Genomic DNA, 14,344 nt, shown 5'->3' on the forward strand with positions numbered 1-14,344 from the left:
CTTCTCCTTTATCTGAAGCTCCTGATCACGCTCTCCTGGGCGAACGACGCCACCAGTGATCCGGCTTGGGTGTAGACGGCGCCGGTGCCGAACCCGCGGCCGCCGGCCAGACGCTGGCCGCGGATGTCCACCCGCAACCATTGGGACACATCAAATGGCTGGTGGAACCAAATGGAATGGCTGAGTACCCCAGTCTGCAGCTGGATGTGGGCGTCCTGCTGGCTTAGGCCCGGCACCGCCTTGAGCAGCGTGCCGATCAGGGGCCAATCCGAGACGTAGGCAAGCACCGGCCGGGCCAGCGAGGTGTCAGCGAAGTCGGGACAGCGCATCCAGAAGGCGAGTTCGGCGGGCGCTGCGCTGACGTCATCGAGCCCGATTTCGCTGATCAGCCTGGCTTCGCCGGGCACCACAGCGAAATCGACCGGCTTGGCGGCCAACGGGTCTGAGGTAGGCACAGCGTCGAGTTGGTAGTCGTACTCGTCGTCGGCGCGGTCGACCAGGATGGTGGCGGTGGCCACGACGCGACGCCCACCAGCAAGCTGGTCCTGGTAGGCCACTGCGCGCCGCAGTCCAAGCGAGCGTCCGTCGTGCGTCTTCTCCAGGTCCAAATACAGCGGCTCCCGGGGCCGGCCCGACCGCGGAAAGGCGGCATGTACCGATTTGACGGTCCGCCCGGGTGCGGCGGCAGCCACCAGCTGAGCGAGGATCTGGCCGCCGAAGATCTGCTCGCCGGCCCGCTCGGCGACTGGGAGAATGGTGCGGTCGTCGCTCTGGCACTTGATGTCGAGGATGGTGCGGAACTGCTCGAGATTCATTGTGTGCCCTTTGCGGCTTGCGCGGTTGCAACCAGTTCGAACTTCTTTACTTTCCCGGACGGGGTCATCGGCAAGGCGTCGACGACATGCCATGCGACCGGTGTCTTCTGGCGCGCCAGGCCCGCGGTGTGCAGGAAATCGGCGAGCTCGCCGGCCGAGGCGTTTTCGTTGTCACCCAGCACGACGAACGCGACCGGAACTTCACCGAATCTCGCGTCAGCGCCAGCCACAACGGCGGCTTGACGCACCGACGGATGGGCAGCCAGAAGGTCCTCGATATCGCGAGCCGAAAACTTCTCGCCACCACGATTGATGACATCCTTGAGCCGCCCCGTGATGGTGACGAACCCCGCCCCGTCGACCACACCGATGTCGCCGGTGCGAAACCACCCTGCGTCGTCCAGTGCGGCCCGGTTGGCTTCGGGGTCAACGTAGCCCAGCATTCGTTCGGGTCCGCGCACCAGCAGCTCGCCTTCGCAACCTGTTGTCAGCGAGCGGGATTCGTCATCCACGACGCGCACCTCGACCCCAGGCGCCACCGCGCCGTCGGTCTTAGCGCGCCGATCGAAGGGGTCGGCCCGGTTCATCACGGTCACGGTCGGTAGTTCGGTCATGCCGTAGACGCGAGCCGCGGGGATGCCCTGCTCCTCGCTGCGCTCCATGACTGCGCGCGGGACCGAGGCTCCGCCGCAGGCAAACATCCTCAGCGGCAACCGGATCCGGGCGTCGCGCGCGGCGTCGGTTAGCTCCTGCAGGAATACCGTCGCGCCGGCCGAGTAGGTCACCTGGTGCGCCATGATGTCCTGCACGGCCTGGCTGGGTTCCCACCGTTCGGCGAGCACCGCGCAGGCCCCCACCAGCAATGGGATGGTCATTGCGTTGAGCAGTCCAGTGATGTGTTGCAGCGGGGCGGCCATGTAGGCGACGTCCTCCCACCCCAGTCCCCAAGCGTCAGCGAGCTGCCGGCTCTCGGCCAACAACGTGCGCGAGGAGTGGACGGCGGCCTTGGCCCGCGACGTGGTGCCGGAGGTGAACAACACAAGGCAAGGCTCGTCCGCTCCGACATTGGCCGACGGTAGACGCCGGGTATGCCACACGACGTCGTCGAATGGCGTCCAGCCGCAACGTGATCCGCGCAGCAGGATCCGCGGGATCCCGTTGAGGTCGTTCTCGGCAAGTAGATCGTCGAAGGCCTCGGCGTGCGCGAAACCGCGGAACGACTCGGCCGAAATGACGGCCGCAGGCCGCACCTCCTCGATCACCCGGCGCAGCTCGTGCTCCCGGTAGAACGGAGCGATCGGGGCGCTCACCGCGCCGACGTGCCAGACGGCCAGACCGAGCAGGTGCGCCTCCCACCAGTTCGGGGTCTGCCAACAGACAACGTCGCCCGGTCGGATTCCGTTGCCGCTCAACCAGGCCGCGGCATGCTCAACGACCTCCAGCAGCTCACGGTGCGTCATCTGTACGCCCGCCTGCGCTACCGCCGGGCGCGAGCCCCATAACCGCGCGGCGCGTTCGACCGCCGAGCTCATGGTCATGTCGTTGACGTAGCCCAGCCTGCGGTAGTCGTCCCGCTGCTCCTGAGGTACGCCGGGGGCGACGATCTGCGCGGCCGTCAACCGTGTCGGAGTCATCCGCCCATGCTCATTCCGCCGTCCACGGTCAAGACTGCTCCGGTGATATAGGAGGCCAAGTCGTCGAGAAGGAAACTGACCGCGTGCGCGAGTTCTTCGGGCCGTCCCCAGCGGCCGACCGGGATCATCGACGTCACGGCGTCGTGGTTGGTGAAGGCGAGCCCTTGGGATAGCTGTGTGTCGAAACTTCCGGGGATCACACAGTTCACCGTGATTCCCTTGCGGGCGACGGCCCGGGCGGTGGATCTGGTCAACCCGATCAACCCGGATTTCGCTGCGGCATAAGCGATCTGAACCGGGCTGCCCATCACCGCCGACACAGATCCGATATTGACGATCCGGCCGAAGCGCTGGGGAGCCATGTGGTTCAGGGCAGCTTGGGTGAGGAAGAAGGACGCGGACAGGTTGACGGCGAGGTGGCGCTGCCAGTCGTCAGTCGTGATGTCGCCGTAGCGGTGCTCGGTGACCGCGCCGGCGTTATTGACCAGGTAGTCGAGCCGACCGTGCGAATCCAGAACCTCGTCGACGAGTCGACGGCAGGCATCCGGATCGCCCACGTCGGCGTGGTGCAGCGTCACCGTCGCGCCTGACTTTTGACAATCGTCGCGCAGGACCTCCGCAGCGCCCGCATCGGCCATGAAGGCGGCGGCCACGCCGACGCCGGAGCGGGTCAACTTCTCGGTGACGGCGCGCCCGATGCCGCGGGTGCCGCCGGTAATCAACGCGATACGCGAGCAGGTGGTCACGACTCCCCTGCCTTGGCCGCGAGCCGGCCGCTCAACTGCTCCACGGCTGCGCGGTGCTCTTCGGTGTCGAAGCAGGCGCTCTCGGCGCGCGCGCACTCGGACAGCAACGAAGCGGCCTGACCGAGCTGGGAGTTCAGCAGGCGCCGCGCCTCCTGCACGGCATAGGGTGGCAGCGCCGCGAGCCGGTGCGCCAGGCCGACCGCCTCGCGCACCGTCTCCGCGGTGGGAACAACGCGGTTCACCAGGCCGAGGCGGTGCGCTTCGCCGCTGCTGACGCGGTCTCCGAGCAGCAGGTGCTCCCTGGCCGCCGAGAGGCTGGTCAGCAACGGCCACAACACGATTCCGCCGGCGCCGTCGAGCAGCCCGAGCGCGACCCGCGGATCCGACAGAAACGCGCCCTCTGCCATCACCACAAGGTCGCACAGCAGCGCCACGGTGGCACCGGCGCCGACCGCTGCCCCGTTGACCGCCGCGACGCTGCAGAACGGCAGCCGGTTCATCGTCCAGAACAACTCCTGGTGCTCCTCCAGGATCGCATCGCGAACTGCGCGGTCCTCCCGCATCTGCCGGATCGTCGCGATGTCGCCGCCGGCGCTGAACGAGCTGCCCGCCCCGGTGAGCACCATGGCGCGCACGTCGCCGTCGTCGCAGAGCGATCGAACGGCGTGCAACAGCGCACCGGTGATCTCGCCGTCCAGCGCGTTCGCTTTGGCGGGCCGCGACAGCGTCAGCACCGCCACAGGTCCATCACGACGCACCGTGACCGCCGGTTCAGCAACTGCTACCAGCGGATCGTCGACGCTCACAGCTCCACCAACCTCGGGATCGTCTCGGCCGCAACCAGTTTGGCGCCAATCGCGCTGCGAAGTTCGGTAGCTGAGCCCAACACCGAATCCAGCACCAGGGCACGGGCCAAGAAGTGGTGGAACGGGTGTTCGGCGGTGAAGCCGATACCGGCGAGCACCTGCTGGCAATGGGTGGCCGCGATCCGCGCCGCCCGACCCGCCAGCGATTTCGCCAACATGGCCGCGAGGTACTCGTCGTCTGCCTCCCACGCCAGCTCCAGCGCCGCCGCGGCGGCCTCCCGCGCGACATAGGTGTCGGCGAGCCGGTTGCGCACCGCCTGGAACGAGCCGATCGGTCGGCCGAACTGGACACGCACACGCGCATGCGCCACCGCCAGATCCAGCATCTGGGTGGCGGCTCCGACGATCTGGTATCCCAGCGCCCGCCGGCCCGCGGTGAGTACGGCATTCCAGCCGGCGGCCGCCGCCGGTCCCGCCGACAGGACCGTCGCGGGGAGATCGCTGGAGCTCACCTCAACCATGCCCAGCGCAGGATCCAGACCTGCCACCGTCCGGGTCGAGACCGCAGACGGGTCGGCCACCCGGACCAACGCCGTCTGACCATCCATCGCCACCGGTGCCAGAAACGCCGTGGCAGGGCGCGCGCCGATGACCAGACCGCGCAAGGACACGGCCTCGCCGTCGAATGAGCCGGCGAGCTGAGCGCCGGTCAGGGGCAGCACCACGCTCTGGGCGGACGTGACGTCGTCGAGCACACCGGCGAGCGGCAGCAACAGCACATCCTGAAACGCCGCCGGCATCGAGCCGGTGCGCCCGGCCGCGTCGAACAGCGACGACACCGCCGCGCGCGGCTCGTGGGTCAGCAGGTCGGCGAACCCGAAATCGTCGAGCGCCTCAGAGAGTTGCGTGCCGTCGAACTCCTCAGCAAGCCGACGCAGGGTTTCCGACATTAATTCGCGCTCGGCGGCCTGGATCACCTGGGCCTCCATCAGGCGCCCCGGGGCAGGTCGAGCAGGCGGCTCGCCACGATGTCCTTCTGGATCTCACTGGTGCCTCCGTAGATCGTCGCGGCACGTGAGTAGGCCCATTCCCGCCGCCACGCCCGTCCGGCCGGCGAGTCATCGGTTTCGATGCCCCCGGCCAGCAGTTGGCGGGCGGCGTCGAACACCGCCTGATCGGCGGCGGCGATCATGATCTTGTCGACGGAAGCCTCCGGTCCGGGCAGATCCCCGCGGGCAATGCGGTCCTGGGTGCTCTTGGAGCGCGCCCGGAATGCCCAGAGCAGCTCATACGCTTCGCCGAGCGCCGCATACGATCCCGCGTCGGGCACCGCGTCGAGCAGCATGCCCAGGTGGTGGCCCAGCCACGCGCCGCGCTGCCAGAAGATCGGACCTCGCTCGCAGGACAAAATGAACTGGGCCACCTGCCAACCGCAGTCGATATCGCCGAGCAGACGCTGCGCTGGCACCTCCACGTCGACAAACGACGTCGAACAGAACTCGTCGACATCGGCCATCGTGCGAAGCGGGCTCGCGGTGACGCCGGGAGTGTCCATGTCCACCAGAAACGCACTGATGCCACGCGACCCCGATGTACCGGTTCGGGCCAGCACGACACAACGAGTGGCGTGTTGGGCGAAGCTGGTCCATAGTTTTTCGCCGTTGAGCAGCCATCCGTCGCGGTGCGGACGCGCCGTCGTTCGCAGCGACCCCAGGTCGCTGCCGGCATCGGGCTCGGAAAACCCTTGACACCAGGACTCATCGCCGCGAAGCAAGCGGGGAAAGATCTCTTCGACCAGCTCGGGCCGGCCGAACTCTGCGACGGCCGGCCCCAGGACTTCGTGCATCGACCAGGACGTGGTGTGCACCAAGGCGCGGCTGGTGAGCTCCTCGCCGAGCACGGCGCGAAGGATCGGCGAGTCCCCGAATCCGCCGAGCCGCTGTGGCCAGCCCCACCGCATCCAGCCGTCGTCGAACAGCAGCCGTTGGACCCGGCGCTGGTGATCAAGCTGGGCGTCGACGCTGTCGTCTCCCAGCGGGGGTATTAGCTCATGACCCCGCGCTTCGATCCAGGCCCGCACGCCGTCGCGGAACTCGCGCACCTCCACGCCACAGCTCCGTTCTTCAGGTGGTGATGAAACCGGATGCGGCGTACGCCTCCCGGATCGGGCCCTTGAGGTCGTCGGGAAAGGCCGTCTGCGGGGGCCGCGAAGGGTAATCGCCGACGGGCAGGCCGAGCAGGGAGGCGCCGAACTTGAACCCCGCCCCCCAGTGGGTGAACGCGCCCGGCCGGGCAGGGTGGGCCTGGTAGCGGCGGCTGGCGTCCTTCATCGCCGCCAACCCGGTGTCGGCGGCGAACTTATCGGCGCGTTCAAAGTCGCCGGCCACCAGTAGCGCACGCCACTCGGAGAACAACCGAAGTCCGGGCTTCTCGTAGAGGTACAGCGCTGAACCCAGTGCACCAGGATGTGGAATGCCCAGACGAATGCCGGCCTCGTCGGCGGCCTCCCACAGCACCATCTCGGGCGCAAGCCGGTGCACAGCCAGGCTGTGCTGCGCGTCGAGCAGCCCGTTCTTGAGCCCGCACAGCGCCGGAATCTCGTGGTAGAGCTCAACGCATTCGCTCGGGGTCAGCACCAGGCCGGTGGAGTGCGAGTTGAAGAATCCCAGCGGCATGTCCGTGCGGTCAGCGACATAACGCAGATACTCCAGAACGCCCGGCTTGCCCGAGCATTCGAAATACGGCGTGAGGATGTAGCAGATGTCGACGCCGAGTTCCTGCGCGTGCAACGTGAGCTCGACGCACTGTTTGGCGGTGTCAGTGCTCGACATCACCTGAATGAGCGCCCCGGGCTTGACCGCGCGCGCCTCCTCCACGGCCACCCGGACCACCGCCTTGAGCTCGTCGGTGGTCAGCGACCAGAACTCGGCGATGCCACCGGTGAGCCAAATACCGTCCTGGTCCAAATCGACCAGGCAATGCCGCACGAGGGCACGCAACGCCTCGAAGTCGATGTCATCGCCGTCGGGACCGCAGAACGGCGTGTACAGCGAGCTGCAGTTGCCCCACAGATGCTCGGCAGCCCAGTCCTTCGCCTCCTTACCGGTGACTGTTTTACCGGTGACAGACGTGGCCACAGCTCACTTCCCTTCCAACGAGTCGCCCGCACTAGCGCCCGGCCAGTGATGACTCTTACGTGCGCGTCATGGTAGAACGACATGTGCAATCGATGCAACGCGCCCTTCACCGTAGCTGAAGCCTACCCCGCAAAAATTGTCGTAGTCGACCACAAGGAACGAGGGTCACGATGTCCACCAGCATGGACGGCAAGGTCGTCGTGGTCTCGGGAGCCTCGATGGGGGTGGGCCGGGCTACTGCTCAGCGATTCGGCCAGGAAGGCGCAACAGTCGTGCTGCTCGCCCGACGCAAGCTGCTGCTCGACGAGATCGCGGAGTCGATTGGCCCCCACGCCGTGCCGATCGTCACCGACATCACCTCCAGCGTCGAGATCGGCACCGCCTTCGAGCAGGTAGCCGCGCAGTTCGGGCGCATCGACGTCCTGGTTAATTCGGCCGGCGCCAGCCGGATCCGGCTCATCGAGGAGGCCAGCGACGAGGACATCGCGGTCACGGTGAACACGAACCTGATCGCACCGATTTACACCACGCGCGCAGCCATTCCGCTGCTGCGCGCGGCCGGCGGCGGCGACATCATGAACATCTCCTCCGAGATCACCCTCGATCACATGCCGATGATGACCCTGTACGCAGCGACCAAGCGCGGGCTCAACGGCTTCACCGAAGCGATGACCCATGAATTGCGCCGTGAGTCCATCCGGGTGACCCTGGTCATCCTCGGCGCGGTCGGGGACACCGGTATCTATGAGAACTTCGGGCCAGGCGACCTGGATAGGGCCTGGCCGATCTGGGAAGCCGACGGCTACCTGACCCGGATGAGCGGAACCACACAGTTGACCTCGGCGACCGTGGCCGAGGTCCTTTTCGATGTACTGAACCGGCCGCGTGAGTTGATGATGGACGTCGTGCATGTCCGTCCGGCAAGTAGCTGATCACCGAATCGCTACCGCACCAATCGAACTGAGCGAGACTAGGAGATTGTCGTGATCCGACCGATGGAAGGCGTGCGGATTCTGGAGGTGGCTCAATTCACCTTCGTCCCAGCCGCGGGCGCGGTCCTGGCGGACTGGGGCGCCGAGGTGATCAAGGTCGAGCACGCCGAGCACGGCGACGCCCAGCGCGGCCTGAGCCGGCTGATGGACATGCCAGTCGGTGCCGGATCGTTCGCGCCGCTGATGGAACATCCCAACCGCGGTAAGCGCAGCATCGGCCTCGCACTTGAGCGGCCCGAGGCGCTGCGGGTGCTGCACGAATTGATCGCGTCCAGCGATGTGTTCCTGACGAATTTCCTACCTGCGGCGCGCCGCAGGCTCGGCATTGAGCTTGAGGATGTCCGCGCTGTCAATCCCGACATCATTTATGTGCGCGGCTCAGGCTTTGGTAACGCCGGTCCAGACCGTGAGAAGGGCGGCTATGACAGCACCGCGTTCTGGGCCCGGGCAGGCAGCGCGCTGGGCACCACCCCGATCGAGTTCGACGGCCTGTGCAAGATGCCCGGCGGCGCCTACGGCGACTCATTGGGCGGCATGACCATCGCCGGCGGCATCGCTGCAGCACTACTGGCGCGGGAGAAGACCGGTGAAACCTCCGTCGTCGATGTCTCTCTGCTCGGCGTCGGCGCTTGGGCCAACGCGCTGTCGGTCGGTTTCGCGCTGCTCGAGGGAGGTCCACCGGAACGCAAGCCGACTCTGGGCTCAGCAGCAACCAATCCGCTAGTCGGCCACTACCGCACCGCCGACAACCGGTGGCTCGTGTTGGCAATGCTGCAGCCCGGTCGGTACTGGCCCGAATTCTGCCGGCGCATCGAGCGCGAGGACCTCCTCACCGACGAACGGTTCGCAAAGGCCGAGGCACTGATGGAAAACGCAGCGGCGGCAGCGGTGGTCGTTCAGGAGGTGCTGGGCAGCCGGACCCTGGCCGAGTGGACCTCGCAGTTCGCCGGGATGGAAGGGCAATGGGCCGTCGCGCAGGATCCGTGGCAGGTGGGCCAGGATCCGGCGCTGCGCGCCAACGGAATGATCGCTGAGGTCTTCGACGTCGACGGCACGCCGCGCGAATTGGTTGCCAACCCCGTCCAATTCGATCAAACACCCGCCAGCATCAACCGTGCTCCGCAGTTCGCCGAACACACCGACGAAATCCTGCGCGGACTCGGCAAGTCCGACGAGGAGCTGATCAACCTCAAAATCGCCGGTGCCGTGACCTGAACTTCAACGCCGGAACGAGTGACGCAGGTCAGTCCTCGCGACGCAACACTGCGGCCGAGCAGAACGCCCACAGGTCATCGACGCTGGTCTGGCTGCCGCCTGCGAGTACCCGGGAGTGCGTCGAGGCCAGCAGCAACTCCTGAAGCAGGGCCGCTTGGGTGTGCAGGCCGACGTCCTCGCGCAGTCGACCCGCCTTCGCGACCGCGGTCAGCAGTTCGACGATGAAAGCGTGCTGCGGCTCCAACGCATAGGCAAGGTCCTTCGGGCGCGTCTCGGCCAGGCGCAAGTGTAGGACGCTTAACCCGCGAGCCAGCCGCGCCGGCATCGCGGTGATCTCCGATAGCGCCTCCAGCAGCGCCCGAAGCCGCAGTACCGGATCCTCAATGCCCTCGCACCGCTGCCGCAACATGGGCATGGCGGTCTTGCGCAGAATCGTCTCGTACACGGCGAGCATCAGGCTGTCTTTGCTGTCGAAGAACGTGTAGAACGTGCGCTGCGACTGACCGGAGCGGTCGACGACGTCCTGGATGGAGAAGTCGCTCTCGTCGCGCTCGGACAGCAGTTCCACGGCTGCATCGACGAAACGGTCACTGCGCTTACGGGCCCGTTCGACGGCATTGCGCAGCGAGCGATCGACACTGTCGCGCTGCCAGCTGGGCACATACTCGTCTGCTGGCTGGTCACCCGTGGGCTTTGGCTCAGCTGTCTTTTGTCGCGCCATGGCTTTCCACTCTCTCGCTATCGACTTCAGTCAGGAAGGCACTGATGACCTGCTCAAACCTATCGAAACATTTGTGGTGCACAGCGTGCGCCGCGCCGTCGAGTTCTACGTAGCGCGCCGACGCGTTGACTTCGGCGAACCGCCGCCCTTGGGCCCGTCGCGTCGACTCGTCGAGGGCGCCGGCGACCAGCAACACGGGACACCCGACGCCACCGAGTGCGTCCGCCGACAGCTCGGGTCGACCGAGACTGTCCCCGTGTAGCGCCGTCACCAGCTGACGCCAGTGCTCGGGTCCATGATGGCTCTCGTGTAGGCGACGCAGCGCGAACGGCCAGGTGCGGTACAGGTGCTCTAGGCGCGGAGCCCGGTAGTCGCTGGGGCGGCCGGTGCCGGGGCTGACCAGCACCAGAGATCGCGCGGTGCCAGGCGCTGACAGCTCGAGCATGAGCGAGATCTCCGCGCCGTAGGAAAACCCCACGATGTGAGGCTGGTCGAGGCCTAGGTGCTCGACGAGATGTCGCAGATCCGCGCGGATGGCCTCCCCCATGTCGCCGGACCCGCGGAATTCTGAGCGGCCGTGGCCGCGCAAATCCGGCAGGACGCATTGATAATCAGATGCCAGCCTGGCCGCGAGCCGCCCCCACTCGAACTCCCCCGTGGCCGTTGCGCCGTGAATGAACAGGATGGGCGGACCATCGCCCATCACGGAGTACCCCAGCGTCAGTCCGTCGCGCTGGTAGGTGCGCAGGCTGATTGCGTCAACAGATTCAGTCATCACTTCCTCAGCGATGTTGCAATTCTCTTCCAGCGACGCATACCGCGGCCACTCACCACGCCGATGCGGACGCATCTTTCCAATGACGTCTATGTCAGGTCATTCTCGCGCCCATGATGTTCTACCAACACGATAGTCGGAGATGCCGGTAGTAAGATTAACACGCTAAAGCGCAGGCAGCCCTACCCGGAAAGTCTGCACAACCCACGGCTATCAGTTCAGCTGGGCCGATGCTTTCAACTCCAGGCGATCGTCTTGAGTTCAGTGAATTCCTCAATGCCGTGGTGGCCCCACTCCCTGCCGACCCCGCTCTGTTTGAATCCTCCGAACACACCGGTGATACCGACCCCATTGGGCTGGTCCGCGGACCAGCCAGGGCCAGAGCCGCCAAGGGCATCGAAATTGCTCACCTGCGCCCCGACGGTCTGTACCGACACGTTGCCGGCGCGTATTTGCCGGGCCACGTTGAAACCGCGCGCGGTATTGCCCGCGATCACTCCACCGCCCAAGCCGTAGATCGAGTCGTTGGCGACGCGGATCGCCTCTTGTTCGGTTTTGTAGGTGATCACCGTGAGGACCGGCCCGAATATCTCCTCCTGGGCGATGCGCATGTCGTTGCGAACGTTGATAAACAGGGTCGGCTCGTAGAAGAAGCCCTTGGTCAGGTGTTCTGGTCTTTTGCCGCCGAAAACCAGCTCGGCGCCCTGCTCGATGCCTGATCGGACGTAGCCCTCCACCCGCTGGCGCTGTCGTTCTCGGATCAGCGGGCCGATGACCGTGTCGGGCTCTCTAGGATCGCCCACTTTGAGGGAAGACGCCGAAGTGGTGGCGCCCTGGACGTAGGCGTCGAGCAGATGCTCGGGCAGCAGCACCCGGGTGTGCAACGCACACCCTTGGCCGGCATGGATCATCGACGTGAGAATGCCCATCCCCGCGACGTGTTCTTCGGGCACATCGTCTAAAACGATCGAGGCACTTTTGCCGCCAAGTTCGAGCTGTAAGCGCTTCACGGTCGGAGCGGCGGCCGCCATGATCGCGCGGCCTGTTGCGGTGGATCCGGTGAACGTGACCATGTCGACCATCGGGTGCCTCGTCATCTCTTCGCCCACCTCGGCACCGCCCGAGATGACGTTGAGCACACCCGGCGGAAGCCCCGCTTCCTCGGCCGCCCTGGCGATCTCGTAGGCGTCCAGTGGTGTCCATTGATGGGGCTTGAGCACGACGGTGCAGCCGGCAGCAAGGGCGGGCAGCACCTTCACAATGTTGAGGAAGAACGGGAAATTGAACGGCGTGATCGCCGCCACCACGCCCACCGGCTCGCGGACGACGGCATGCCCCGTCATCGCACGAGGGCCGCCCGATGGTGGCGACACCTCGGTCCATTGAACGCAGTACTCCATCGCCTCTGCGATCCACTGCGCAATGTCGATGGTGCCCCGGACCTGAATGATGTCGGCTAGGAAGCCGACCGAGCCGGACTCGGCCATCACCAGCTCCTTCAGCCGATCATGGCGTTCCTCGAGAATCTCTGCCATCCGACGGAGCGTGACCGCGCGCTGGCGGGGAGATGTCTGCGGCCAGGGCCCATCGTCGAAAGCCCGCCGGGCGGCGGCTATTGCGGCATGTGCGGCCTTGGGGTCGGCGTCGGGAACCGAGCCGATGACGTCCTCGGTCGCGGGGTCGATGACTTCGATGACCCCCGCGGCGTTGTCGGGCGTCCAGGACCCATCGATGAACATGCTGTCGTAATCCCATCGAGCACTCACTGCGCTACTACCTCCGTCTTCACCGGGATCTCCACGCGCCTACGCCGACCGCTGAAAGCGGCCGAGGAATGCAAATACGTCCAACGGCAGCGATCATATGCTTTTTATGAGGATGCTATTCCATTCTGACGCAGCTGAGCTATCGTCTGGAACAGCCTGAGGCTCTTGTGCTGCGCTACAGCAGACCTTCGACGCTACCCGCAACGTTGCGATGCCGGCACCCCCAGCTTCGGGTTCGAACCTTCGGAAGGAGTAGGGATGGGAAGGGTGGACGGAAAAGTCGTCCTCATCAGCGGCGCCGCCCGGGGTCAGGGGCGATCACATGCTCGACTGCTTGCCGCGGAGGGCGCGGACATCATTGCCATCGATCTCTGCGCCGACATCGACACCAATGAGTATCCGCTGGCTCGGCTCGAAGACCTCGAGGAAACTGCGCGCCTCGTCGAAAAAGAAGGTCGCCGGGCCCACATCGCGGTGGCCGACGTCCGCGACCGCGCCGCGTTGTCCGCCGCGATCGACTCGGGCGTCGCGGAGTTGGGACGGCTCGACGTTGTGGTGGCCAACGCCGGGATTGCCCCGCTCACTCCCGGCCTGCCGCCCCAGGCATTCGTTGACGCGGTCGACGTCGATCTGGTCGGTGTGCTCAATCTTGTTCACGCCAGCATCAGGTATCTGGATGCCGGCGCGTCGATCATCGCGACCGGTTCCCTGGCCGCCTATCTTGCGTCGCAGACGGCCGGCGGCATGGACTTGGGACCCGGCGGTGGTGGATATGCATTCGCCAAACAGGTGGTCGCCCACTATGTCAACGATTTGGCGCTGCAACTTGCGCCCAGCAATATCCGGGTGAACGCCATCCACCCGACGAATGTCAACACCGACATGCTGCAGAGCCCGCCGATGTATCGGGCCTTCCGCCCCGACCTGCAGAACCCCACCCGCGCCGACGCGGAGCTGGCATTCCCGGTGATGAACGGGATGCCGATCCCCTATATCGAGCCCGAGGACGTCAGCGAGGCCGTGTTGTTTTTGGCCTCAGATGCCGCACGCTACATCACTGGACAGCAGTTACGCGTTGACGCGGGTGGTGTTCTGAAGGCACGGCCGTGGTCCGGTGCGTGACCGCCACGGTTTGCAGACGAATAGAGCCGACGTCCCGGCGGAGCAGCACCCCAACGCGGCGGTCCTCCTGCGGGGCCGTCAGACCCCGACCGGTCATAAAACCCCCCGCGGTGGCGACAGTAAATGCTGGCGACGCTTGAACAACCAGAAAACACGTGGCTGAGGTCGGCGCTCAGCCCGGTGTGATGTCGGCCGCCAACGGCGTAGTGAGCAAGGAGAGCCGCGCGGCCGCCGTTCGTCTGAGCGCCAGTTATGCTGCAGGGCTTGCGTTGGCACATCTCCTGGCCGCCGCCGCGGTGGCGGCGGTCATCATCTCGCTGAGCAAGAACACTATCGGTGACGCCAGCAACCTGCTCACCGACAAAAACTTGATCGCGGCATCCGGGCTGGTCGTTATGGCGTCAGTCGCCGGTGCCGTCGCCGGCGTTCTCCACGTGCTTCCCTCTGTGCGCTGGTTCGCCCGGGGCCAAGAACCTACCCCCGAGCAACAGCGTGCGGCCATGCGAATTGCCAACCGTCAGGCCGTCGTTCACTTCGCAACCTGGGCGGCAAGTGGCGTCGTGTTCGTCTTGCTCAACCTAGATTCCGGCGGCGGCGTGGCCTGCGTGATCGGGG

Annotated in this window: 13 protein-coding genes and 1 pseudogene; 4 read left to right on the forward strand and 10 right to left on the reverse strand. The window is 66.0% G+C overall.

Annotated elements, in window-relative coordinates:
- Positions 1-8: 8 nt before the first annotated feature.
- The 7 genes from VGH54_RS02590 to VGH54_RS02620 are packed head-to-tail and all read right to left on the reverse strand — an operon-like array spanning position 9 to position 7,138.
- A complete protein-coding gene (locus VGH54_RS02590) occupies positions 9-815 on the reverse strand; it encodes an acyl-CoA thioesterase (RefSeq protein WP_331510373.1) in 807 nt (268 codons plus the stop codon).
- Positions 812-2,449, reverse strand: coding sequence for an AMP-binding protein (locus VGH54_RS02595; RefSeq protein ID WP_331510374.1), 1,638 nt, complete (start codon positions 2,447-2,449; stop codon positions 812-814). Before VGH54_RS02595 ends, VGH54_RS02590 begins: the two co-directional genes overlap by 4 nt.
- Positions 2,446-3,195 (reverse strand): 3-oxoacyl-ACP reductase family protein, encoded by a 750-nt coding sequence (locus tag VGH54_RS02600; protein WP_331510375.1) that lies wholly within the window; start codon positions 3,193-3,195, stop codon positions 2,446-2,448. The genes VGH54_RS02595 and VGH54_RS02600 overlap by 4 nt, the downstream gene beginning before the upstream one ends.
- Positions 3,192-4,001 carry an enoyl-CoA hydratase/isomerase family protein gene (locus VGH54_RS02605; protein ID WP_331510376.1) on the reverse strand — a complete coding sequence of 270 codons (810 nt, stop codon included), beginning with the start codon at positions 3,999-4,001 and terminating at the stop codon, positions 3,192-3,194. The genes VGH54_RS02600 and VGH54_RS02605 overlap by 4 nt, the downstream gene beginning before the upstream one ends.
- Positions 3,998-4,990 (reverse strand): acyl-CoA dehydrogenase family protein, encoded by a 993-nt coding sequence (locus VGH54_RS02610; RefSeq protein WP_331510377.1) that lies wholly within the window; start codon positions 4,988-4,990, stop codon positions 3,998-4,000. The genes VGH54_RS02605 and VGH54_RS02610 overlap by 4 nt, the downstream gene beginning before the upstream one ends.
- On the reverse strand, positions 4,990-6,108 hold the full coding sequence (locus tag VGH54_RS02615; RefSeq protein WP_331510379.1) for an acyl-CoA dehydrogenase family protein: 1,119 nt from the start codon (positions 6,106-6,108) through the stop codon (positions 4,990-4,992). The genes VGH54_RS02610 and VGH54_RS02615 overlap by 1 nt, the downstream gene beginning before the upstream one ends.
- 16 nt (positions 6,109-6,124) lie before the next feature.
- Complete coding sequence (locus VGH54_RS02620) at positions 6,125-7,138, reverse strand: dihydrodipicolinate synthase family protein (RefSeq protein ID WP_331510380.1); 1,014 nt, start codon at positions 7,136-7,138, stop codon at positions 6,125-6,127.
- Positions 7,139-7,308: 170 nt separating this feature from the next.
- On the opposite strand from VGH54_RS02620, the gene VGH54_RS02625 reads away from it, so the two are divergent.
- Both VGH54_RS02625 and VGH54_RS02630 read left to right on the forward strand, forming a co-directional pair.
- The gene (locus VGH54_RS02625; RefSeq protein WP_331510381.1) at positions 7,309-8,070 is read left to right on the forward strand and encodes an SDR family oxidoreductase; all 762 of its coding nucleotides are present in this window, start codon (positions 7,309-7,311) and stop codon (positions 8,068-8,070) included.
- A gap of 63 nt (positions 8,071-8,133) precedes the next feature.
- Positions 8,134-9,345 carry a CaiB/BaiF CoA transferase family protein gene (locus tag VGH54_RS02630; protein ID WP_331510387.1) on the forward strand — a complete coding sequence of 404 codons (1,212 nt, stop codon included), beginning with the start codon at positions 8,134-8,136 and terminating at the stop codon, positions 9,343-9,345.
- 28 nt (positions 9,346-9,373) lie between these two features.
- On the opposite strand, the gene VGH54_RS02635 is transcribed toward VGH54_RS02630, so the two are convergent.
- From VGH54_RS02635 to VGH54_RS02645, 3 genes are all read right to left on the reverse strand, one after another.
- On the reverse strand, positions 9,374-10,066 hold the full coding sequence (locus VGH54_RS02635) for a helix-turn-helix domain-containing protein (RefSeq protein WP_331510382.1): 693 nt from the start codon (positions 10,064-10,066) through the stop codon (positions 9,374-9,376).
- Positions 10,044-10,841: an alpha/beta hydrolase gene (locus VGH54_RS02640; protein WP_331510383.1), complete on the reverse strand. Its 798-nt coding sequence runs from the start codon at positions 10,839-10,841 to the stop codon at positions 10,044-10,046. Before VGH54_RS02640 ends, VGH54_RS02635 begins: the two co-directional genes overlap by 23 nt.
- Positions 10,842-11,077: 236 nt before the next feature.
- Positions 11,078-12,607, reverse strand: coding sequence for an aldehyde dehydrogenase family protein (locus tag VGH54_RS02645; RefSeq protein WP_331510384.1), 1,530 nt, complete (start codon positions 12,605-12,607; stop codon positions 11,078-11,080).
- Between the two features lie 258 nt (positions 12,608-12,865).
- On the opposite strand from VGH54_RS02645, the gene VGH54_RS02650 reads away from it, so the two are divergent.
- Positions 12,866-13,729 carry a mycofactocin-coupled SDR family oxidoreductase gene (locus tag VGH54_RS02650; protein ID WP_331510385.1) on the forward strand — a complete coding sequence of 288 codons (864 nt, stop codon included), beginning with the start codon at positions 12,866-12,868 and terminating at the stop codon, positions 13,727-13,729.
- Between the two features lie 155 nt (positions 13,730-13,884).
- Positions 13,885-14,344: pseudogene (locus VGH54_RS02655) on the forward strand (hypothetical protein); the annotation flags it as partial.

The organism is Mycobacterium sp. (assembly GCF_036488105.1).
GTDB lineage: Bacteria > Actinomycetota > Actinomycetes > Mycobacteriales > Mycobacteriaceae > Mycobacterium.